This is a genomic window from Staphylococcus sp. HMSC055C03 (assembly GCF_001809385.1).
In the GTDB taxonomy this organism is placed as follows: Bacteria; Bacillota; Bacilli; order Staphylococcales; family Staphylococcaceae; genus Staphylococcus; species Staphylococcus simulans.
Map to the genome: position 1 here is coordinate 80,709 of NZ_KV797515.1, position 23,148 is coordinate 103,856.

The 23,148-nt window shown below is 36.2% G+C and carries 25 protein-coding genes; 17 read left to right on the forward strand and 8 right to left on the reverse strand.

Features of this window, described 5'->3' with window-relative positions; translation table 11 throughout:
* Positions 1 to 74: 74 nt before the first annotated feature.
* Complete coding sequence (locus tag HMPREF2603_RS12600) at positions 75 to 455, reverse strand: (4Fe-4S)-binding protein (RefSeq protein ID WP_002480240.1); 381 nt, start codon at positions 453 to 455, stop codon at positions 75 to 77.
* Positions 456 to 641: 186 nt separating this feature from the next.
* On the opposite strand from HMPREF2603_RS12600, the gene HMPREF2603_RS12605 reads away from it, so the two are divergent.
* Together HMPREF2603_RS12605 and HMPREF2603_RS12610 are read left to right on the forward strand one after the other, a co-directional pair.
* Positions 642 to 920 carry a GNAT family N-acetyltransferase gene (locus HMPREF2603_RS12605; protein WP_057510675.1) on the forward strand — a complete coding sequence of 93 codons (279 nt, stop codon included), beginning with the start codon at positions 642 to 644 and terminating at the stop codon, positions 918 to 920.
* A 178-nt stretch (positions 921 to 1,098) separates the two neighbouring features.
* Positions 1,099 to 1,848, forward strand: coding sequence for a sugar phosphate isomerase/epimerase family protein (locus HMPREF2603_RS12610; protein WP_060803790.1), 750 nt, complete (start codon positions 1,099 to 1,101; stop codon positions 1,846 to 1,848).
* A 147-nt stretch (positions 1,849 to 1,995) separates the two neighbouring features.
* On the opposite strand, the gene HMPREF2603_RS12615 is transcribed toward HMPREF2603_RS12610, so the two are convergent.
* On the reverse strand, positions 1,996 to 2,604 hold the full coding sequence (locus HMPREF2603_RS12615; RefSeq protein WP_060803791.1) for a class I SAM-dependent methyltransferase: 609 nt from the start codon (positions 2,602 to 2,604) through the stop codon (positions 1,996 to 1,998).
* A gap of 274 nt (positions 2,605 to 2,878) precedes the next feature.
* Between HMPREF2603_RS12615 and HMPREF2603_RS13490 the strand changes: the two genes are divergently transcribed.
* From HMPREF2603_RS13490 to rbsK, 6 genes are all read left to right on the forward strand, one after another.
* Positions 2,879 to 3,034: a hypothetical protein gene (locus HMPREF2603_RS13490; RefSeq protein ID WP_156423339.1), complete on the forward strand. Its 156-nt coding sequence runs from the start codon at positions 2,879 to 2,881 to the stop codon at positions 3,032 to 3,034.
* 21 nt (positions 3,035 to 3,055) lie between these two features.
* Positions 3,056 to 5,641 (forward strand): CDP-glycerol glycerophosphotransferase family protein, encoded by a 2,586-nt coding sequence (locus tag HMPREF2603_RS12620; RefSeq protein WP_060803792.1) that lies wholly within the window; start codon positions 3,056 to 3,058, stop codon positions 5,639 to 5,641.
* A gap of 154 nt (positions 5,642 to 5,795) precedes the next feature.
* Positions 5,796 to 6,791, forward strand: a complete 996-nt coding sequence (gene rbsR, locus HMPREF2603_RS12625) for a ribose utilization transcriptional repressor RbsR (RefSeq protein ID WP_060803793.1) — start codon at positions 5,796 to 5,798, stop codon at positions 6,789 to 6,791.
* A 171-nt stretch (positions 6,792 to 6,962) separates the two neighbouring features.
* Entirely contained in the window at positions 6,963 to 7,844 is an 882-nt protein-coding gene (gene rbsU / locus HMPREF2603_RS12630) for a ribose/proton symporter RbsU (protein WP_060803794.1), read from the forward strand.
* 17 nt (positions 7,845 to 7,861) lie between these two features.
* Entirely contained in the window at positions 7,862 to 8,266 is a 405-nt protein-coding gene (gene rbsD / locus HMPREF2603_RS12635; RefSeq protein ID WP_060803795.1) for a D-ribose pyranase, read from the forward strand.
* 17 nt (positions 8,267 to 8,283) lie between these two features.
* Positions 8,284 to 9,195: a ribokinase gene (gene rbsK, locus HMPREF2603_RS12640; protein ID WP_060803796.1), complete on the forward strand. Its 912-nt coding sequence runs from the start codon at positions 8,284 to 8,286 to the stop codon at positions 9,193 to 9,195.
* Between the two features lie 44 nt (positions 9,196 to 9,239).
* On the opposite strand, the gene HMPREF2603_RS12645 is transcribed toward rbsK, so the two are convergent.
* A complete protein-coding gene (locus HMPREF2603_RS12645) occupies positions 9,240 to 9,749 on the reverse strand; it encodes an SA1002 family membrane protein (RefSeq protein WP_002480230.1) in 510 nt (169 codons plus the stop codon).
* A gap of 112 nt (positions 9,750 to 9,861) precedes the next feature.
* Between HMPREF2603_RS12645 and HMPREF2603_RS12650 the strand changes: the two genes are divergently transcribed.
* From HMPREF2603_RS12650 to HMPREF2603_RS12675, 6 genes are all read left to right on the forward strand, one after another.
* Positions 9,862 to 10,695: a CPBP family intramembrane glutamic endopeptidase gene (locus HMPREF2603_RS12650; protein ID WP_060803797.1), complete on the forward strand. Its 834-nt coding sequence runs from the start codon at positions 9,862 to 9,864 to the stop codon at positions 10,693 to 10,695.
* A 252-nt stretch (positions 10,696 to 10,947) separates the two neighbouring features.
* A complete protein-coding gene (locus HMPREF2603_RS12655) occupies positions 10,948 to 11,349 on the forward strand; it encodes a transporter suffix domain-containing protein (RefSeq protein ID WP_002480228.1) in 402 nt (133 codons plus the stop codon).
* Entirely contained in the window at positions 11,321 to 11,761 is a 441-nt protein-coding gene (locus HMPREF2603_RS12660; RefSeq protein WP_002480227.1) for a MarR family winged helix-turn-helix transcriptional regulator, read from the forward strand. The genes HMPREF2603_RS12655 and HMPREF2603_RS12660 overlap by 29 nt, the downstream gene beginning before the upstream one ends.
* Before the next feature lie 138 nt (positions 11,762 to 11,899).
* Positions 11,900 to 12,622 (forward strand): gamma-glutamyl-gamma-aminobutyrate hydrolase family protein, encoded by a 723-nt coding sequence (locus tag HMPREF2603_RS12665; RefSeq protein ID WP_060803798.1) that lies wholly within the window; start codon positions 11,900 to 11,902, stop codon positions 12,620 to 12,622.
* Between the two features lie 4 nt (positions 12,623 to 12,626).
* Positions 12,627 to 13,985: an APC family permease gene (locus HMPREF2603_RS12670; protein WP_060803826.1), complete on the forward strand. Its 1,359-nt coding sequence runs from the start codon at positions 12,627 to 12,629 to the stop codon at positions 13,983 to 13,985.
* 128 nt (positions 13,986 to 14,113) lie between these two features.
* Positions 14,114 to 15,064, forward strand: a complete 951-nt coding sequence (locus tag HMPREF2603_RS12675; protein ID WP_060803799.1) for a CorA family divalent cation transporter — start codon at positions 14,114 to 14,116, stop codon at positions 15,062 to 15,064.
* Positions 15,065 to 15,125: 61 nt separating this feature from the next.
* Here the strand turns inward: HMPREF2603_RS12675 and nagB are convergent, their stop codons facing one another.
* Together nagB and HMPREF2603_RS12685 are read right to left on the reverse strand one after the other, a co-directional pair.
* On the reverse strand, positions 15,126 to 15,857 hold the full coding sequence (gene nagB, locus HMPREF2603_RS12680) for a glucosamine-6-phosphate deaminase (RefSeq protein ID WP_023014828.1): 732 nt from the start codon (positions 15,855 to 15,857) through the stop codon (positions 15,126 to 15,128).
* Positions 15,858 to 15,880: 23 nt separating this feature from the next.
* Positions 15,881 to 16,549 (reverse strand): N-acetylmannosamine-6-phosphate 2-epimerase, encoded by a 669-nt coding sequence (locus HMPREF2603_RS12685; protein ID WP_060803800.1) that lies wholly within the window; start codon positions 16,547 to 16,549, stop codon positions 15,881 to 15,883.
* 172 nt (positions 16,550 to 16,721) lie between these two features.
* Between HMPREF2603_RS12685 and HMPREF2603_RS12690 the strand changes: the two genes are divergently transcribed.
* A complete protein-coding gene (locus HMPREF2603_RS12690; RefSeq protein ID WP_023014827.1) occupies positions 16,722 to 17,531 on the forward strand; it encodes a MurR/RpiR family transcriptional regulator in 810 nt (269 codons plus the stop codon).
* A gap of 95 nt (positions 17,532 to 17,626) precedes the next feature.
* On the opposite strand, the gene HMPREF2603_RS12695 is transcribed toward HMPREF2603_RS12690, so the two are convergent.
* The gene (locus HMPREF2603_RS12695) at positions 17,627 to 18,493 is read right to left on the reverse strand and encodes an ROK family protein (protein WP_060803801.1); all 867 of its coding nucleotides are present in this window, start codon (positions 18,491 to 18,493) and stop codon (positions 17,627 to 17,629) included.
* Between the two features lie 246 nt (positions 18,494 to 18,739).
* Here HMPREF2603_RS12695 and HMPREF2603_RS12700 point away from each other — a divergent pair, with 246 nt between their 5' ends.
* Positions 18,740 to 19,621 (forward strand): N-acetylneuraminate lyase, encoded by an 882-nt coding sequence (locus HMPREF2603_RS12700; RefSeq protein WP_002480218.1) that lies wholly within the window; start codon positions 18,740 to 18,742, stop codon positions 19,619 to 19,621.
* A 31-nt stretch (positions 19,622 to 19,652) separates the two neighbouring features.
* Positions 19,653 to 21,179 carry a sodium:solute symporter family protein gene (locus HMPREF2603_RS12705; protein WP_002480217.1) on the forward strand — a complete coding sequence of 509 codons (1,527 nt, stop codon included), beginning with the start codon at positions 19,653 to 19,655 and terminating at the stop codon, positions 21,177 to 21,179.
* Positions 21,180 to 21,273: 94 nt separating this feature from the next.
* Here the strand turns inward: HMPREF2603_RS12705 and merA are convergent, their stop codons facing one another.
* Positions 21,274 to 22,599: a hypothiocyanous acid reductase MerA gene (gene merA / locus HMPREF2603_RS12710; RefSeq protein WP_070468841.1), complete on the reverse strand. Its 1,326-nt coding sequence runs from the start codon at positions 22,597 to 22,599 to the stop codon at positions 21,274 to 21,276.
* A 19-nt stretch (positions 22,600 to 22,618) separates the two neighbouring features.
* The gene (hypR, locus tag HMPREF2603_RS12715; protein ID WP_002480215.1) at positions 22,619 to 23,038 is read right to left on the reverse strand and encodes a redox-sensitive transcriptional regulator HypR; all 420 of its coding nucleotides are present in this window, start codon (positions 23,036 to 23,038) and stop codon (positions 22,619 to 22,621) included.
* Positions 23,039 to 23,148: the final 110 nt, after the last annotated feature.

The following is a 23,148-nucleotide window of genomic DNA, read 5'->3' on the forward strand; positions in this document are numbered from 1 at the left end:
TAAAGCATAAACTTAATAAAACTACACTTCTAACTCTTTTATAAACAAGTCGAGAAGTGTAGTTAATATGATGATTAACCTAAAGTATAGAACGGATTATCCGAAACATTCGGACCGCCTTTTAAAATCGCACGGTTTAATTCAATGACTTCACCATTATGGTTTAACGTAAATTCACCTTTAATAATAATTTGGTTATCTTTGCCGATTGAGATTTCTGTGTGTTCGTGGTGTTCATTTGGTTTACCGTCTTTACGATGATATTCCAACGCACCGCTTGGACAACGTTCTACGACTTCTGCGATTTGATCAGCTGTCGCATTCGCAGGGTCAATCCAAGGGCGTTTCTTTGTATCAAAAACTTGTGGTAATCCTTTCACACATTCAGCTGCATGAATACAACGCGCAGGTTCAAAAGAGACATCAATTGTTTCACTAGTATAAGTCTTTCTCATTTTATCACTCCTCATATTATGCCAAATACTTAAGTTCAATATAGCACACAAATAAGTTGTTTAAAATTAATATAACCCGTTATACTATCGAGAATCGTAATCAGTATTGTAAGATAAGTTAATATTCTTGCTTTTAAGAGGTGCACAAGGTAATATCAAATTAATAAAAAGAGGGAAGTGATCTCAATGACAGAAGTAAAACACGGACACAATAAATTTTATGTAGGCCAAGACGAAAATAACTATCAAGCACAGATGACATATGTCCCAACAGGTCCAGACCTATTTATTATTGATCATACAGAAGTATCAGAAGCATTACGCGGCCAACGTGTAGGCTATGCGATGGTAGAAGCAGCAGTCAATTATGCAAGAGAAAATAATATGAAAATCGTTCCATTATGTCCATTTGCGAAAAGTGTCTTTGATAAAACACCAGAATATGCGGACGTATTAAATAACTAACACATTCTATACACACGACTTATGATAACAAGCAGACTTCTTCTTTAGAGAGGTCTGTTTTTTTGTCTTAATCATTGAATATAAAAAATGAAAGCGTCGACATTTTGAGTAAACCAGTTTATGATATGGATGAGAATGATAAATGGGTTTACTAATTTATGTAAAGGACTGAACAACAATGAACAACAACTTAGTATTTAATACCTTAGTATTTCAAGCAAAAATTAACAGTGGTTTGAAGCAAGTTGAACTTTTTGATGATATTTTATCTTTAGGTTTCAATAACATTGAACCTAGAAGAGAGTACTTCGTGGACATCGACAAAGAAATTCCTGAGATGCGCAAAGCAGCGGAGAGTAAAAACATTACGCTATTTTATAGCGTGCCTGATTATATATTTTTAGATGACGGTGAATTAAACCCTAAAATTTTCGAATATTTTGAAGAAGCTAAACGTCTTAATGTGGCTAACGTCAAGATGTCGATTGGAAATTATCGACATTTTAGTCAATTAAAACAACTGAATTTTATTAATGATCAACCATTTAACTTTACGGTTGAAAATGATCAAACACAACAGTCAGGAACGATTAATAAAATTAATCAATTCTTACAAGATGCTAAAAAAGCTAAATTAAATATAGGTTATACATTTGATTTGGGTAATTTCCGATATGTTCAAGAAAGTGAAGTTGATGCGGCTGACACATTAGGTTCATATGTTACCTATATTCACTTGAAAAACCTAGCAGAACAAGACGGTAAGTTTATCGTTACATCCTTAGATAAAGGTATTATTGATTGGAAATCAGTAGTTGAAAAACTACCAACAGGGCTACCAATAGGTCTTGAATATCCTTCTAGCGATGTTGATGAAGTATTAAGAGATAAGCAGTCAATCGAAGTGTTAGAAAATGAAAGAAAGTAGCGATAGTTGCTGAAAAGGTTGCTAATACAAGTGTGAGCTCATCACAATCGCATTCGCTTCACGCAAAACATCATTAATATTTCAAAAGACAAATAAAAGCTGAGACAAAGTATGCTTTAATACATGTCTCAGCTTTTCATTTATTTATTATAGCTTTTCAATATGTCCTTGAATGACGCTCGCATGTCCTGTGTGTGCAGTGCCTTCTTTACGTTCAATATCTCTTTTTTCTAGACTATGGATTTTAACAGGAAGGTCTTCAAGATAACCTTTGATTTCATCTACTTCATAAAGCATGGCTTTGTTTGGTGGGCCACCTGTTTTATTTTCGAGTTGTTCTGTTGAATAAAGTTCAAAGTAACTATGACCTTCTGATTTTAAAGGTTTGATTAAGTTATTGAACATCCCGCGTTTACCTTCTGGAGGAACATGTCCGAAGATATTCACGCTATAATCATAGGCATTTTCTGCAGTTAAATCAGACGCAGTGATATCACCATAGTTCGCATCGACTGTAACACCTGCTTCTTCCGCAAGTTTTAATTCTTTCTCAATGCCGACTTTAGATAAATCATACGTTGTGACATCATAGCCTAATGTCGCAAGATAAACTGCGTTACGTCCTTCACCTTCAGCTAACATCAATACTTTCTTTGGTGTATCTACTTTTTCTAAAAAGACGCTTTTAACATATTGATTCGCTTCTTTACCATAAATATATGTGTCGGAATCAAATTTTTCATCCCAATGATTCATGGTGATGCCTCCTCTCTTTAACCTCAGTACTAGTCTAAAAAGATTAAAAGATTTAGGCAATCAAAACGAACTGAGTGTTCATTTATCTATCTCAGAAATAAAATTTATGAAAAGTTAAAGTTGTAGTCTGTGTTTTTTAATACCGAAATGGTTTAAAGTAACTTTTTTAGTTGTTTTTAATTATCTTTTTTCACATTAAAAAAGATAATGCGAAAAATTTTGTTATATTTTTAATGTACCATGTTATAATTTATGAGAAATAGAGGTGAGGGATATGAGGAAGAACATCCTGTGGTTGTTTCCTGTAGTGATACTAGGATGGTTTTGGAAACGTCTCTTAAAACAACGCCATCAAGCATTTTCAGAAGTGGATATTGAAACACCTGAAGATGTAAAAGAGACGCAAGGGATGAATGATGAAGAAAATTAGTTGAAGGGAGTCATCTAAATAGTGCTTGAAAAAATCAGATATAAATTAACTAGACAATTTATGATTCGTGACATTATTAAAGAACCAGGGACCATTATCTTTAAATGCAGTCACGAAAATTTCATCTATTTTAATACACGCAACTTTTCGATTACTTTAGACGAACAAGAAATTACGTTCGACATCTTATCACATCAAAAAAATGAATTAACCGTCGCAATTAAAAGCGACTTTATTACACATGCTGAACCTGCACAAACGATAAAATTCTATTACGGTCAAAAAGCCCTATGGCTGACACGTGCACCGGAATTAAGACGTACATACTATATGGATCACGGTATTTTCGAACTGATTGTTAATCAATCTATTACGATTAAACCAGTTAAAACAGGCTTCAAGTTTGTGAACGAAGCTTTACCTATCGCGTTAACAAGCGCAGGTCCTGACACAATTGAAGTTTCGAGTTCAACACCCATAGACAGTGTGTTTTTAATTAACGATCAAAATATGAAAGTACTAGATCTTAGAGATAACAAGATTAACTACACGTATATCCAAGATCGTTTGAAAAAAGAAAATTATAAAGTACATGTGATACAAGGGACGACGATGTATCCAGCTAAAATTGAATCTCCAGAAATCGTGCATCATTACTTTATGGAATGTGACTGGACGGATGAACAACTCTCGATTGATCGTATGTATTACGCAGTAGACCAAGTTTATATGACTCAGTTAATGAACACAGAAGATATCAACCTTTCATTCTTCATCAAAGGCAGCTTTGATGAGACGGATAAAATCCGAGTAGGTTTAATTGATGTCGATTACGAAAACGCAGTTTACTTACCGACACAAGTGATGATGGGTAATAAAGTCACAGTTAAATTAGCTTTAGATCATTTAGAAACAACGATTAAGAAGAAATTATTTATTGAGATTAATGGTCATTGTTATTTACTACAAGGTAAAACAAGACCGTTTGATGCCTTACATCAAATCGATCATGAAATTTACCAGCTTCAAATCCGCAATCGATACGGTTTAACCATTACACACCGTAAACCTAAATTTAAATTAGGGATTAATCAAGTGGCAGAAGAGAGTTTGAATATGTACTTCCAGCCACATCCGCTATATCAACATTGCAGATATTATTTAACCTTTGAAGAACGTATCTCAGGCAATCAATATCATTTACCGATTGCGAGAGGCGTTTATGATATCTCAATTGATTATGGCCAATTGAATACGTTATTGACAGAAAATAAATCGATTATCGATGTCTTCATCACAATTTATGATGAAGATACATTAATCAGAAAAGAAAAAATCAAATACCGTCAAGGGGTCTATAAGAAAGACGGCATCCATACGTTAAAAACAGTTGAAGAGAATGGTCTCACGACGTTCTTTATGTTGACATTGACGCCATTTAAAAACATCAAATTTGAAACGTTTACAATGACAGAACGTCAACTTCAAATTTTAAATGACCACAATCATAAAAATCCGAATATCTGGATGGTCGGAGAACGTACGGATACAGCACAAGAAAGCGGCATTCAGCTCTTTGAGTGGCTTTATGAACATGCCGATGCGGATGTTTATTACGTCATTGATGGCGAATCTAAAGACTATGAAAAAATCAAAGATATGGAGAATGTCTTAGTCTTTGGTTCAGATGAACATTTACGTATCGCCCCACAAGCGAAAGTGGTCATGAGTACACATGATATTGAAAATATTATGCCATATAAAGCAGCACCACAATTCTTCGGTTATGATGAAACGATTAAAATTTTCTTACAACACGGAGTACTCGGCAGAAAGAATGTCGAATATCATAAGAAGTTCTATGATGACCCATTCGATTTATTCAACGTCTCTAGTCATCATGAGAAATACGATATCGTAGTTGATGAAATGGGATATGAACCTGAAGAAATCGCAGTGACTGGCTTAGCACGTTATGATAGATTGCCGCTAGAACCTAAACCACAAATGAAGAAAGTCTTAATTATGCCGACATGGCGTGATTGGTTGAACAGTAATGAAGCCTTTGAAAAAAGTGAATACTTAAGACGTTATATCAGTTTCTTGAACAATCCTGAATTAAAAGCTTTAAGTGAACAATATGGTGTAGAAATCAACTTCTATCCGCACTATAGAGCACAACAATTCTTCCAAGATTACTTAAGTGAACATGAATTGAAACATGTGAACTTTATAGAGCTTGGGACGAAAACTGTTCAAGACTTATTGATTGAACATGATTTACTGATTACAGACTTCAGTACAGTCAGCACGGACTTTAACTATATGGATAAACCTGTGATTTTCTATCACTTTGATGTGAACAAGTTCTTTAGAAAAGGCATTCTAAGACCGATTAATGAAACATTTATCGGTGATATTACGTATTCAGAAAATGAATTAATCAGTAAAATTACCGACAAAGTAAAACACAATGAACCGCAACACTATGACCGTAGCTTGATTTTCGACCATATCGATCATCAGAACTGTGCACGTATCTATCACAGTATTTGCGAGGAACTTAAAAAACAAGACGCTCAAAATGCGAGTCATATAAAATCATAGTATTTTAAACAACAGCCTGTATTGTATGTCGCAATATAGGCTGTTTGTATTGAATTGAACTCTACAAACGAAATCAGAGATGATATGATGAAAGAGATAAAAAGGTGGCACATTTGCGTAAGCGAGTCTGTCAACGTAAGGGGATTAAGCACTCATGAAGAAAGTTTCAATTAAAGATGTCGCAAAAGAAGCAGGTGTATCCTTAACAACGGTTTCGCACATTTTAAATCATAAACAAGAACGCTTTTCGCAAGCGACAATTGATAAAGTGTTAACAGCTAAAGATAAATTAGGTTATATTCCAAATAAAAATGCCCAACAATTAAGAGGACATACGATTAAATTAATCGGGGTTTTAGTCCCCAGTTTAACGAACCCTTTCTTCTCAGCGATTATGCAGAGTATGGAACAACATAAGCCGGACTATGTGGATTTATTCTTCTTAAGTACTTCAGGTGACCATCTAGAACATAACATCAAGCATCTAGTTGAAAGAGGCATGGACGGTTTAGTCATTGCGCGATTAATCGATCAACCTGAAAGTATGAATAATTATTTAGAGAGACACAATGTTCCTTATGTCGTGTTAGACCAAAGTGAAGATAATGGGTATACCGATATCATCCGAACAGATGAACAGACAGGCGGTGCTTTAGCGGCAGCACATCTTATTGATTTAAATCATCAACATATTGCCGTTGTACAACCGTATGAAATGATGTCGAATATGCAGGCACGTGTGAAAGGTTTTGAAGATTACTGCGAATCCCATGATGTTCAAAAACCGTTGAAGATAGAAACAGAACTGTCACCTTCAGGCGGTAAACAAATCGTTGATCAAATCATCGATAGTCAAGTGACTGCGGTTTTTGCGATTAACGATGAAATGGCAATCGGAATCATACGAGGTCTAAAAGAACGTGGTAAAGCTGTGCCTGAAGAAATTTCAGTCGTAGGTTATGACAACATCAGTTTCTCACAATATATGACACCGGCATTAACGACAGTAGCCCAACCCATTGCGTTAATTGGTGAAACAGCATTGAGATTAATCGTGAAGAAAATTACGGAGACTGACCAAGGGGTAGAACGTATTGAATTGCCGAATGAACTCGTGGTCAGAGAAACAACACAACAATTAAATCAATAATCATTCATCAAAGACGGGGCGCTTATTCCTTGATAAGTGTACTCGTTTTTTATTGTGTCGAAAATCTTAAATCTATATGAAAACGTATACAAAATAAATGAAAAGTGCTAGTATGTGAGTAAAGTAAAACGTTTTACTAAATCCACTTAGAAAAAAATAGAGGTGTTATTCATGAATCTAGTCGCTTTACTTATTGGTTTAGGTCCATTGCTTGGTTGGGGTTTATTCCCGACGATTGCGTCAAAGTTCGGAGGTAAACCAGTCCATCAAATTATCGGAACGACGGTAGGGACATTAATCTTTGCGTTAGTCTTTGCGGGATTGACAGCCCAACACTTCCCGACAGGTATGAACTTAATGTTTGCGTTGCTTTCTGGGGCAGGTTGGTGTTTCGGCCAAATTTTAACATTCAAAGCCTTTGAACTCATCGGTTCTTCAAGAGCAATGCCAGTCACAACAGCTTTCCAATTGCTTGGTGCTTCATTATGGGGTGTCTTTGCCTTAGGTAACTGGCCAGGACTAAGCAATAAAATCATCGGTTTTGTGGCGTTAATTGTGATTTTAATCGGTGCACGTATGACAGTATGGAGTGAACATCCTGAGGAACAAAGCAGCGGTAACTTAAAGAAAGCAGTGGTTATCTTGCTGATTGGTGAAATTGGATATTGGCTATATTCAGCTGCACCACAAGCGACAGATATCGGAGGAAAAGCAGCCTTCTTACCTCAAGCTATGGGTATGGTTCTCGTCGCAGTAATCTATGGTTTAACAATGATGAAGAAAGACAATCCATTTAAGAATAAGATTACATGGCTTCAAATCATTTCAGGTTTCTTCTTCGCATTTGCGGCGTTAACTTACTTAATTTCAGCACAACCAGATATGAACGGTCTTGCGACAGGCTTTATTTTATCTCAAACGTCAGTGGTTCTTGCGACGTTAACAGGTATTTATTTCTTAAATCAACGTAAGACGAAGAAAGAAATGTTGATTACGATGGTTGGTTTAGTGTTAATTTTAGCTGCCGCAACAGTCACAGTCTTTATTAAATAATTTTGGAGGGAATAGAAATGAAGAAAACCCCTGTATTAAATAGTCATGTTTCACAAGCCATTGCGACAATCGGCCACTTTGATTTATTAACCATTAATGATGCGGGTATGCCGATTCCAAATGATGCACGTAGAATTGATTTAGCGGTCACAAAAGAGTTGCCGCGCTTTATCGATGTACTAGAAACAGTCTTAACAGAAATGAAAATTCAAAAAATCTATTTAGCTGAAGAAATTAAAACACATAACCCAGCGCAGCTAAAACAAATTAAAGCACTGTTAGAGGATGATGTAGAGATTGAATTTATTCCACATACAGAAATGAAAGCCTACTTAAGTCATCCATTAAATAAAGGCAATGTACGTACAGGTGAAATCACACCATTTTCAAATATTATTTTAGAATCTAATGTGACATTTTAAGCGAGGAGAGATACAGTATGACGAATAAAGTAGTAATTTTAGGTTCAACGAATGTGGATCAGTTCTTAACTGTTGAGCGTTATGCGAAACCTGGTGAAACCTTGCATGTCAAAGAAGGACAAAAGAAATACGGCGGGGGTAAAGGTGCGAATCAAGCGATTGCGACAGCACGTATGAACGCAGATACCACGTTTATTTCAAAAGTCGGTAAAGATGGTTTAGCTGACTTTATGTTTGAAGGTTTCAAAGAAGCAGGAATGAATACCGAGTATATTACAGAATCAGAAACAGCAGATACGGGCCAAGCATTTATTACAGTAGATAAAGACGGCAGTAATACCATCTACGTCTATGGCGGTGCGAACATGGATATTACACCTGAAGATGTGGCACAAGCTGAAGCAGTGATTAAAGAAGCGGATTATGTAGTGGCACAATTAGAAGTTCCTATACCGGCGATTATCCGTGCGTTTGAAATTGCGCGTAAGCATGGTATTACAACGATTTTAAATCCAGCGCCAGCGAGCAAATTACCTGAAGAATTATTAGGGCTTATAGATGTGATTATTCCGAATGAGTTTGAAGCGGAAATCTTATCTGGTATTCCAGTGACGGATGAAAAATCAATGGCTCAAAACGCAGACTATTTCTTAAGCTTAGGAATTAAAGTAGTATTAATTACTATCGGTGCACAAGGAACATATTACGCAGTCAAAGGCAACTCTGGCTTAGTCAAAGCATATAAAGTTGATGTTGTGGATACAACAGCAGCCGGAGATACTTTTATCGGCGCATTTGTCAGTGCGTTTGACGTGAAACAAATGAATTTAGAAACTGCGATTGATTTTGCGAATAAAGCAGCATCTTATACAGTTCAAAAAGCAGGGGCGCAAATCTCTATCCCATTCGCAAAAGACATTGAATATTAAACGAACTTCAAAAACCTATCCATATATGCGAGGATAGGTTTTTTTCATTGTCTGAGATTAATCTTATGCATGATGAGGGAGATCCAACTGATTAAAAGCACAGGCAGTAACGTTAAATTCAAAGCTTCGATATTCAAGATATGAAACAGCGTATGGATGTCGACTTCTAATTTAATTCTAGATAATGACTGTGTCATTACTTGATAGAGGGTGAGATAGACTAATAACCATTGGATGAAATATTCAACGACAGTTAAGGTCCATACATCATTGAACCAACGTTTGATGAAATAACGAAGTAAGAAAAATTCAATAATTCCACTTGTTAAAATCATTAAGAGTCCCGTTATGAATAAATCATTACCCAAGTCAATGACAGCACTTATTAATAAGATAATAGATACACCTAGCAGTAAAGCAATAAAAGCGGTAAAGATTAAGAGTGTACTTAAGAGTGCTGTTTGTAGGAATGCGTTTTTCTTTTTACCGAGATTAGCCAAATAGTCAATAGCTAAAAACATGATAAGTACTAAGATGATGTTAAATAGCGTCATAGATGTCACGTCCTTTGATTAATGAAGTTAAAAAATAATATTTGCGGTAGATATCCGATTGTGAGAAAATTAAATAGATAAACTATACTAATTATATAATGGAGAACAACTTATGGAAAATCAATTTACACAACATTATAAGGGAAGTTGGCTTAAGTTTTCACTCTTATCCATCTTGATGATGCTAGGTGGCGGGTTATTTACGGGACCTTTTTATTTAATGGTCAGAAATCATCCCCTTCAAGAAGTCATTCTACTTCCTGTCCCATTTATATTTTCAATATTAATTCTCTTTTGGTATGTACATAACAGAGAGCACCTTCCGTTAAGTTCAGTCGGTATTTACCGTACATATGCTTTTAGAAAGCTAGGTATCGGAGGCTTATTCGGCTTTATCGTCTTCTCTGTAGTGATTTTAATTTTAGTGTTATTTGGAAATATTTCAATTGTCGGTAATACGCTGAATCAAACGGTGTTATTAGGTATCGGTTTAGCATTTATTGGATTTTGTATTCAAGCAAGCGCAGAAGAACTTTTGATGCGTGGATATCTCCAAACACGTTTAACACAGCGATATGGTGATCGTTTTGCGATTGTGTGTTCAGCAGTGGTCTTCACCTTACTCCATGGGATGAACCCTAATATTTCCATTGTCGGTGTGACGAATATATTCTTAGTCGGTATTGTCTTGTCTTTAATCTACAGAATCGACGGTACGATTTGGACAGTTGCTGGGTTCCATATTATATGGAACTTCGTACAAGGTTGTATTTATGGGATTAATGTCAGTGGAAATGAACTGAATTTCAGTTTGTTTAAAACGAAATATCATACGGATAACATACTGACTGGCGGTACGATGGGTATCGAAGGCAGTATTATTTTGACAGTGTTGTTTATCGTGCTGATTATTAATTTGGCGAAGCGGCTCAAAGTAAACTTTTAACTTAATACAAATGAAATTAGTCTTTTTCATCCTCTTTCATGTGAGTATCTCATTAATGAAAGAGGATTTTTTTATATTTATTTTTAAAAGAAATTCTTTAGTGACAAGGCTTTAAAGCGTATTGATATGAAGCAAATCAAAAAATTTAAAAAAAGTTGAGCTTAGGGGTTTACAAATTTTAAAACACCACTTATAATTTAGTTAAGTTAACTAAACTAATTAAATAAAACAAGGAAAAGGTAGGCGGTTATTATGCTTAAAAATAAATCGAAAAAATTTAAAATAGGAATTACACTTTTAATTATTGGAGCAGCGATGTACGGTGTTGCAGCACTTATCGGATTCTTACCGATTGCGTTAAAACTTAAAGGAATTATTATCGGCAGTGTCTTAGTATTTGGAGAAGTTAATATTTTAGTATCAATCGTATTGCTTGGTAAACAAGTCGTTAAAAAATACAAAAGCAAATTAAACCCGAAAAACTGGTTCAAGAAAAAAGAAACTGTAGTCACAGAAGCAACTGAAGTGAACGTTGAGAACGCAACAGAAGCCCCTTATAATGAAACACAAGCAGATCAAACAACAGTTATTGAATTAAAAACAGTGAAAAAAGGAAGTCGTAAACATGACACAATCAAACCTAACGCAAATTGAACATGTCGCTCAGGAAATCACCAAAATTAACGAAGAGATTGCGATAGAATACATGCAGCAAGAACGAGAGTATTCACATTTTAAATTAAACAATCAGCAACATGTGATTATGACCATCTTAGTAGAAAACCAAGATATGAAACCAAGTGAATTAGCACAACGTTTAGATGTCTCTAAAAGTGCCATCAGCCAACAACTTCAAAAGTTGAAACAAAAAGATTATATCTATCTGTATAAAGATGACCATGATAAACGTTCATCCATCATTGGTCTAGGTGAAAAAGGACTAGAATATAAAGAGAGTATTAATGATTATATTCATGATTTTAGTAAAAAATGCGCAGATACTTTCTCATATGAAGAGCTTGTAGAAATCAGAAACGCATTAATAAAGTTACAAAAAATCATTTAATTTATAGATTCTAAAAGGCAACTTCCAATTGGAGGTTGTCTTTTTTATTGGGATGATATCTGAAAATTATGAATTCACATTGACAATTCCGACGGTCTCACTATAATTAAAATTATTCAACAACAGGAGGCAGACATCATGAAAACGATAGGTATTTCCGCAAATATATTAACGGATCAAGCAGGAATGTTTCCAGGCTATAAGCGTTGTTATGTCAATCAGGATTATATCCGCTCGATTGTGAAACAAGGCGCTGTGCCGATGGTTATTCCTATAACAGATAACGATGACATTATAGAAGCACAAATCAGACAAGTAGATGCTTTACTTTTAAGTGGAGGACAAGATGTCAGTCCACAACTATACAATGAAGACCCGCAAGTCAAATTAGGTGAAACATTACTTGCGAGAGATGTGTTTGATTTTAAATTGATAGAGAAAGCGAAAGAACGCTTTATACCAATTCTAGGGATTTGTCGTGGTGCACAAGTCTTAAATGTTTTCCACGGTGGTTCTTTATTCCAAGATACGTCATATCGTCAAATACAATCACTCAGACATTGGCAACCAACAAACCCGACTGAGAAGACACATGAAATCAGAGTCTTTCCGAACACACGTCTAAGTGCGTTATTTCCTGAAGGTCGATTCTATGTGAACTCTTTCCATCACCAAGTCGTTAATCAACTCGCAGAAGGCTTCAGAGTCATGGCACAATCTAATGATGGGGTGATTGAAGCCTTTGAATCAGAATCATATCCATATATGGTCGGTATTCAGTGGCACCCTGAAATGTTGTGGCATGAAAACAGTATGGATGCTCTATTTAAAGATTTTGTGGATCAAATTGAAAGAAGATGACAGCATGAAAAAACTAGGATTTTGGTCTATTGTCCTTTTAGCGATTAACTCTATTATCGGTTCAGGTATTTTCTTATCACCTGGAGCGGTTATTCAAAAAGCAGGTAAGTATACTTTAGTAGTTTATGCCGCCGCTGCAATCTTTGCGGCAGTATTAGCGATTACTTTCGCAACCGCAGCGAAATATGTGAATAAAAGCGGGGCATCTTATGCTTATGCCACAGCAGCATTTGGTGAAAATGTAGGTTTCTATGTAGGAATTACACGCTTTGTTGCGGCAAGTATTGCTTGGGGGGTCATTGCGACCGCAGTAGTGAAAACCACACTCGCAATTTTCGGTGGTAACACCCAAGATTTTGTATCAGTGACTATCGGGTTATTGATTTTAATGGTGGTGTTATTACTGGTGAATGTGACAGGTAATAAAGTATTTGCCTTTTTCAATAACTTAGCTACAATTGGTAAGCTCGCTGCCTTAATCACAACGATTATTGTTGGTTTTATCGTCGTTATGATGACTGGTCATTCTCACTTTAATGACATTAATCAATTAGTCGATGTTTCTCAATTAAATACATCAACTTTTGTGATGGCAGTTATTGCAGCATTTTATGCCTTTGTGGGCTTTGAGAGTGTCGCAAGTGGTGCGGAGGATATGAAAGCACCAGAAAAGAATTTGCCACGTGCGATTCCATTGGCCATTTTAATTATCGCGGTGATTTATATTAGTATTATTGCGGTTATTATGATGATTAATCCGACCGCAGTATTAACCAGCAAACATGTCGTATCTTTAGTTACTGTGTTTGAATCACCTATTATTTCGAATATTATTTTGTATGGTGCTTTAATCTCTATGGTAGGTATTAGTATCGCAGGATCATTCTCAACACCGAGAATTTTAGAAGCAATTGCGAATGAAAACCAAGTACCCGCATGGTTTAAACAAAGAACGAAATATGATTTTCCGTTCAATGCGTTCATTACGACGTTCTTAGTCGCATTAATTATTCCGATGGCCTTTCAATATAATATGGTGAGTATCATTGTATTAAGTTCAATTTCACGCTTTATTCAATTCATTGTAGTCCCTATCGGTGTGATGATGTTTTATTATAATCGTTCACGAGGGGAAGTATTACCGAATGTCTATAAAAATAAATTTACAGATGTGATTTTACCAATTATCGCACTAATTTTAACCGTAGTGTTACTTGTTAAGTTTGATTGGAAAAGTCAATTCTCTATTGTGACACCACATCATATTGAGCCGAATTACTTCGCGATTACTGCGATGGTAATTGGTTATGTTGTCTTACCATTGGTGTTATTTATAGCAAATCAAAAACGCAGAAATGTATAAAATGAATGTAGGCAGACACTATCTTCTTTTGAATCATCAGGGAAGATAGTGTTTTTGTAGGTATATGAAACTTTTCTTTCATTAGGGTAATTAAAATACAAAATAAGAAAGAGAAAGGAGCGTACACTATGGCGATACGTTGTATATATGTGACACCAGATCATGAAGTTATTGCGACAGATAAAGTTGAAGAAGTGCCAAAAGAAAGTGTGTTTACTTGGTATGATTGTATCCAGCCGACGAAAGAAGAAACGCATTTTCTCGCAACAACATTTGAATTGAATATTCAAGAGATTACAGCTTCTATATATACATTAAGACGGCCGAACCTCTACCATGATGCTCAAAATGATGTTGAACATTTATTGATGCATGCGATAGATGGAAAGGACTTTGAAGCGGAACCATTAGGGATTACGATAGATGGTAATCATGTGATTACGGTTCATGATGCTGAACTTCAAACGGTGACACAGTTGTTTGATGCTGTTAAGACAAATAAAGTAAAACGAGATGCTGGATTAATCGCATTGAAGTTATTGAACGGGATTGTAGAGTCTTATTTCTCTTATGTCAATGCGATTGAAGATCAGGTGTTTTCTTTTCAATACGAAGAAGAGAATCGTAAACAACGACGTGCATTTATGAAGCAAGTGTATGAGATACGGTCTGAGATTATTAAGTTGAAGCGGATATTACTGCCGATGGAACAAATGGTCAATGCGATTCAGACATTAGATATTTATGACAGCGGTCAAGATAAAGCACGTTTGTATCATCAAATTTATAACCATTTGAAACATCAAAATGCAACATTAGAATCTTGTGAAGCATTGACGGATGATATTAAAGACAATAATCAGTCTTATCATTCAAGTCGTATTAATTCAGTGATTAATGTGCTGACAATTATTTCATCCATCTTCTTCCCGTTATCTTTCTTAGCGGGTTGGTATGGCATGAATTTCACAAACATGCCAGAGCTGCATGGTCAGTACAACTACTTTATTTTCATCGCATTTTCTATCATTATCGTAGTGGTATTGTTGTTAATCTTTAAGAAGAAAAAGTGGTTCTAACTATAAAATGCCTTTGAGGACATTCATTTTGTCTTCAAAGGCATTTTAATATAGTAAGTCATTATTTAATCGCTTGATAAATGACGTCATCTACAATGATTTCTACATTATCGTGGTTGTGAAGGATAGACGCAGGTAAATCTTCTGTAGTTTCACCGTTAACGAGTCGTTGTATCGCATCGATTTTCTTATCTCCGAATGCGAGTAAGATAATACGTTTTGCGCGCATGATAGAAGAAAGACCCATAGACAGTGCTTGTTTCGGTACATCTTCTGAGTGTTTGAAATGGACACTGTTCGCATGCATCGTAGAAGGTGTAAGGTCTACGACTCTTGTTTGGCTATCGAAAGGCGTACCGGGTTCGTTGAAACCGATATGACCATTTTCACCGATACCTAAAATTTGGATGTCAGGTTGACCGACAGCTTTAAGCGCATCTTCGTAATGTTTTGCTTCTTGATCTAAGTCTTCAGCTACACCGCTCGGAATATAGATATTATCTTCATTCCATTGTTCATTTTGGTTAAAGAAACGTTGATGCATGTACGCATAATAGCTATGCAGATCTTTTGGACCTGCACCAACGTATTCATCTAAGTTGAACGTTCTGACACCACTGACATCGACGTGATTCGCATTTAATAAATCTGAGAGCTGAGTATATAAATCTGTCATCGTCGAGCCTGTAGCTAGTCCTAAGACAGCGTCAGGGCGTGCTTTAATTTGTTTCAAGAATTCGATTGCGACATATTGACTGGCAAGTTGTTTATTTCTTAAGTTGTAGAGTTGCATTTCTAATCCTCCAAGTAGTATGACTATTCTTTTACGGCGTTAATAAAACGTTCTGTAATTTGTTTCGGACGTGTAATCGCACCGCCGACAACCGTACAGTGTACACCTAAATCACTGACTTCTTTATACATTTCTGGTGTAATCACATTACCTTCAGCGATGACTTTCGCATTTACTTGATCTAAGACTTCTCTTAAGAATGCGAAGTTGTTTTCATATAGGATATGACCTTGAGTATAGTCTGTATATCCGCGTAATGTTGTACCTACGTAATCAAAGCCAAGCTCATCTGCATGTTTTGCTTCTTCAATTGTGGAAATATCAGCCATGATTTCAACGTTTGGTGCTTTTTCACGAATATAAGCAACAAGTTCTTCTAACGTTTCTTTCGGACGTTCTTGTTTTGTCGCATCTAGCGCGATGACCTCACATTTACTTTCAATCAGTTCATCGACTTCTTTTGAAGTCGCAGTAATATATACTTTTGAACCTGGATAATCTCTTTTAACGATACCGATAACAGGTAACGGTACTTCTTCTTTAATTGCGATGATATCTTCTTTACTGTTTGCGCGAATACCGACTGCACCGGCTTGGTACGCAGCTAGTGCCATTTTCGACATAATAAATGATGAATGTAACGGTTCATCAGGCAAAGCCTGACAAGAAACGATTAAACCTTGTGGTAACATAAGCACACACTCCAAAATATTGTTAATTTGTAAATATAGTAGTTCAAAGGTTGTCGGTTAAGTTACTCATATCATAACACAATGAAATTTATATTCAATTCTTTACTATCATTTGAAAAATATTTTCATATATAATAGAGTAAATGTAATACCTTAAGGGGAGTGAAGAGGCATGAAGTTTGAAAATCGTGTTCAACGTAGCCGCCATTTACTGACTAAAATGGATAAGAAGATTATTGAGTTTATCCGTACCAATGAATTAGATGATCGTTTCTCAACGATTAATTCTTTAGCACATGCGATAGGCACCTCTCCGGCTACTATTACTAGATTTAGTAATAAGTTGGAATATCATAATTTCCAAGATATGAAATTCAATTTACAACATGAAAAATCAGAGAAAGTTGTGGAGAATGCACCTTTAGTTCAATTGATACACCGTTATCATCAAAATATTATTCAACAAACGGGAGAGTTTATCTCAGAAGAGAAGATTAAACGGTTTGCGCATTACTTAAAGACCAGCAGACAAGTCAGTTATGCAGGACTAGGAAGTTCTGGCTTAACTGCGAGTGAGTTTTATTACCGTACGATGCGTATGGGTATTCGAGGTAATGTCTCAACGGATGCGCATCAAATGAAAATTTCAGCTTCATTGTTATCTTCACAAGATATGTTTGTCGGTATTTCTAATAGCGGTGAAACTCAAGAATTGGCAGATGCGGCTAAGATTGCACATGAACAAGGTGCCTTTGTGGCTGTGGTCACAAATTATAAAGGCAGTCTGATTACGAAACATGCAGACTTAGTTTTGATTACTTCTGCGAAGTCGAACGTCAATGATGCACGCTTTATTAATACACAAACTGCGACTACATTTTTGATGGACATTATCTGTTACTTATTATTGAACAATGATTATATGAATCAACTTTATCAACGTACACGTCGCACAGTATTAGAGAAAGGTGAAGACAAGTAAGGCTAACGGTTGTCTGCTGTAAGACATACGGAACACTAAATAAACCGCGTACTATCAAGGGTTTAAGACCTTCTGAGATAGTGCGCGGTTTTTCTTTAACCTTCGGTAATTGCGCCAAATAACGCAGCGTGATTTTCAGTTTTTGTTGTTTGGATAGGTGCGTGTCCATAGTTTGGCGGCAAGAATTGATTGATTTTAGGTTCAATGTATTGGATAAGATTTTCACCTTGTGATGAGATGCCACCGCCGATTAAAATCAAGCCTGGATCATAAATGATTTGAATTTGCGCAATACCCTCTGCGACATAAGTTGCCCATTCTTCTAAGATAGCTTGTGCCTGTTTATCATTTGTTTGTGCGAGTTCAAATAACTTCGGCACATCAGTACCATATTGAAAATCGCGTTCTTGCATCAAAGCTTTGAGGGCTGACGTTGAAGCACGTTGTTCAAACGTTTTTTGATCAGTGTCTCGATATAATAAATAGCCGATTTCATTCGCACGATAACGTGCACCACCATAAACACCTAATTGTTGATTATAAAATGCACCGCCGATGCCTGTGCCTAAAGTTAAACAAAAAATATTATCCTCTTCATAATCATTGAGTGATAATTCTCCAAGTAGGGCTGCATCCACATCATTGTGTACGGTCATTGATGAATATAAGTCTTTTAAAGAACGACGAAAATTCGTACCATCAAAGTTTTTAATAGTTGGACCAGTATAAACAATTTCTCCTAATTCTGAATCGACAACACCTGCACTGGAAATGCCGATATGGGGTTTTTCTAGCTTATGTTTGGTAATAAGTTCATGTGCTAATTGATACACTTCATCGATAATCAGTGTTTGCACATTATCGGGTGTTGAGATTTTCTTATAATCTTTAATTTCTTGATTTTCATTGATGAGGGCTGCCTTGATGTTTGTGCCTCCGATATCTATTGCGATCTGGTTCATAAGATGATTCCTCCTCTGCTTCCACTTCATTATATATAGAGCATACTTCAACTAGGAAGTGTAAATCCAATTTTGAAAATTATTTTCATTATTTTGTCCATATTTTGTTACAATCTTTCAAAACCAGTTGTGTAGGGTTATGATAGCGTTTACAATTGAAAGTGTAAATATAGTATAAACAAGGGACATTGTTGGATGTTTAGGATAGCCATTGTGCTATTAATACTTAACTTGGAGGATTTAGATATGGAAGAAAAATTAAAAGGCTTATATGCTGCGTTACTTGTTCCATTTGATGAACAAGGACAAGTGAAAGAAGAAGGCCTCAAACAAATAGCGAGAAACGCGATTGAACATGAAAAATTAGACGGTTTATATGTCAATGGCAGCTCTGGTGAAAACTTCTTAATCAACACAGAACAGAAAAAACAAATCTTCAGACTTGCGAAAGAAGCAGTCGGCGATGATGTGAAATTAATCGCACAAGTAGGCTCATTAGATTTAAATGAAGCGATTGAATTAGGTAAATACGCGACTGAACTTGGTTATGATGCCATTTCAGCAGTAACACCTTTCTATTATCCTTTCTCATTCGAAGAGATTAAACAATATTATTTCGATTTAATCGAAGCAACTCAAAATAATATGATTATTTATGCGATTCCTGATTTAACAGGTGTCAACATCAGTATCGAACAATTCGGTGAGTTGTTCAATCACGAGAAAATTGTTGGTGTGAAATACACTGCGCCAAACTTCTTCTTATTAGAACGTATCAGAAAAGCATATCCAGACAAACTGATCTTATCAGGGTTTGATGAAATGTTAGTTCAAGCTGCGATTTCAGGCGTGGATGGTGCCATCGGTTCTACTTATAATGTGAACGGTGTGCGTGCACGTCAAATCTTCGATTTAGCTAAAGAAGGCAAAATTGATGAAGCTTACCAAATTCAACATGATACAAATGACATTATTGAAGGTGTTTTAAGCATGGGCTTATACCCAACACTTAAAGAGATTTTAAAATCACGTGGTATCGACGGCGGTGTGCCGAAACGTCCATTTGCGCCTTTCAATGAATCAAACAGAGAAGCGTTAAATAATCTTATTGATAAATACAACTTGTAATACCGACATAAAACGTTAAGGGGTGTTGTTTATGCAACAAGTGGGTTTTGGCACATGGAACTGGGTAGCGGTCATTACCTATCTAGTAGTCATGTTAATAATTGGAGCGTACTTTACTAAGCGCGCAGGTCAAAGCACAGATAGTTTCTTTACAGCCAGTGGACGCCTTCCTTCGTGGGCCATCGGTTTCTCAATCTATGCAACAACGTTAAGTGCGATTACATTTATGTCTACACCAGAAAAAGCATTTTTAACTGACTGGTCGTATATCGCAGGGAATATCGCGATTGTCGCAATTATCCCGGCTTTAATCGCATTCTACGTACCGTTCTTCAAGAAGCTTCGCGTAACGTCAGCTTACGAATATCTTGAAGCACGTTTCGGTCCAAGTGTCCGTGTTCTCGGTTCATTACTCTTCGTAGTGTTCCACTTAGGTCGTATCGCAATCGTTATTTACTTACCGACACTTGCGATTACAGCCGTTACTGACATTAATCCTTATTTAGTCGCAAGTTTAGTAGGGATTTTATGTATTCTTTATACTTTCCTCGGCGGTTTCGAAGGGGTGGTATGGAGTGACTTTATCCAAGGTGTTATCCTTTTAGGCGGTGCCCTCATGATTATCGTAATTGGTGCGATGGAAATCAAAGGCGGTTTCGGCACAATTCTTCATGATGCATTAGCTGAGAAAAAGTTATTGAGTGTAGATAACTGGAAGTTGAATACAACAGCGGCAGCCTTGCCGATCATCTTCCTAGGAAACATCTTTAACAACTTACATCAATATACAGCCAGTCAAGATGTAGTACAACGTTATCAAGCATCAGACTCTATTGATGAAACGAAAAAATCATTATGGATTAACGGTTTATTAGCGTTAATCTCAGCGCCGATCTTCTATGGAATGGGTACAATGATGTATTCATTCTATGAACACGAAGCAGCGTTACCACAAGATTTCAACACGTCTTCAGTGGTACCATTCTTTATCTTGACTCAAATGCCGCCATTTGTAGGTGGATTATTAATCGCAGCTATCTTTGCGGCAGCGCAATCTACGATTTCTTCAAGTTTGAACTCGATTTCTGCGTGTATTTCTGAAGATATTAAAGATCGTTTCTTCAGTAAAGGTACAGATAAAGGCAACGTTCGCTTTGCACGTTGGACAATCATTATCGCAGGTTTATTAAGCTATGGTATTGCGATTTACTTAATCGCTGCGGATTCTAACAACTTATGGGATTTATTCTTATTAGTTACTGGATTATTCGGTGTACCTTTAGCAGGTATCTTTGCGGTTGGTATCTTCACAAAACGTGCGAATACATTCGGTGTCTTAGTCGGATTATTCACAGGTGTTATTGTCGCTTACCTATTAAAAGGTATCGGTGGCGCGAACTCACCATTCTATGTATCAATTATTTCATTCTTCATCGCATTCTTATTCGGATACATTGTGAGTCTATTCGTACCTGCTAAATATACGAAAGATATTACAGGTTTGACAATTTACGACAAAGATAAACCATCTACGTATATTTCCAAAACAAGACAATAAGCTGAAACAATCAAATAGATAAACAAAACAACCTTATATAAACATAAAAAAGTGATGCGTACACAAAGTATGCATCACTTTCTTTCGTTATAACTTAAACTTGAAAGATATTATTAAAGGCTTCAGCCATTGTAGGGTGTGTATAAATATTGTTGGCTAATACTTCTGCTGGGATGTTTTGATCAATCGCTAGTTTAACAAGGTTGATAATTTCCTCAGAGTTACGACAATACAGTGTTGCACCAAGTACTAAACCTGATTGTGCATCTATGACTGCTTTCAACATACCACGTGCATCATTATTTACTTTATGACGTGGGATATTTTTAACCGCAAGATTTGTTTCGTGTACTTCATAACCTGCAGCTTGTGCTTCATCTTTAGTCATACCGACACGAGAGAAAGGTGGGTTAATGAACATAGAATATGGTACCACGCCGCGATTTTCTGTCGTACGTTTACCTTCACCAAAGATATTGTCTTTAATAATTCTGAAGTCATCGAGTGAGATATATGTGAATTGTAAGCCGCCAGTAACGTCACCTGCTGCATAAATGTTTGGTACAGCTGTTTGTAGGTGTTCGTTAACTTCTATTTCACCGCATTTGCCGACTTCGATATCTGTATGGTTTAAACCAAGGTCTGAAGTATTTGGATGACGACCTGTCGCAAGTAAAACAGCATCTGCTTCAAATTCGCCTTGTGATGTATGCACAATTGTACTGCGTTCTTGATCTTCAAAGCGTTGTGTTTCTACATTATAGACAATGTTTACACCGTCTTGAATCAAATCTTCTTCAATAAGTTCAACAATTTCACGGTCTTCTTTTGGCAACAATGTATCGTGATGTACAAACATTGTCACTTTAACGCCGAAACGTGCGAAGAGTGACGCAAATTCTAACGCGATATAACCTGCACCGACAATCACTAAATGTTCAGGTTTAAATGGTAAGTCCATAATTCCTGCAGAATCATAAAGGTGTTTTGAGTCTCCAATACCTTCTATGTTTGGGATAACCGGTGTAGAACCTGTATTGATTAAAATATCTTCAGCAGTTAAGACATCTAATTCTTGGCCTGCTTCATCTAATAATACGATTTCTTTATTAGATTTAAATTGCGCTGTAGCATTAATCACATCAATCCCTGGTGTATCTGCCAACATGTGATAGTTTTTGTTATTTAATGCGTCTACAACTTCACGTTTACGATCAAACGCACTCGCAAAAGAACTGCCTTCTAAACTATCATGTATTAATGTTTTTGACGGAATACATCCGACGTTGATACATGTACCGCCATACATTTTCTGATCTTTCTCTATCATTGCGACGGCTTTACCTTCACTCGCCGCAAACTTAGCTAACGTTTTACCTGCTTTACCAAATCCAATAATCACTAAATCATAATGTGTCATGAAATCTTCCTCCAAATTCTTAAATTGCTGTTAATGTTTCACGTAAAACTTCTTCAATTGTGAAACCACGATAATACTGCATCAGCAGTTCGTGTTCCTTCGCATGATGTTTAGCCATAGTATTCCCGATTTTTCGAGAAATCTCACAATGACTGGCAGAATTTCCTGTAAAAAGACGACCTTGTGTCCGTTCAGCAGTAAATAATTGAAACAAATCTGCTAAATCAGCTTTGGCTGTTTTAACATTAGCTTGATAGCCACCATATTTACCGCGAACTGTATCAATATAGCCTTGTTCCACTAACTTTCCTGTCACACGCCGTAATTGTACGGGATTAATACAAACTAACTCAGACAAAGCTTTACTTGAGAAACGTTCATCTGCATGTTTCGTTAAGAAAGCCAGCACATGTACCGCAATATTAAATTCTAAGTTCACAGTGTTCACCTTCTTAATGTAACTATTATAATTACATTTAACAATATTTTGAGAGAAAAATAAACAGTTTTGCTCATAATGGTTTATCAATGGGGTAAGACAGGTAATTA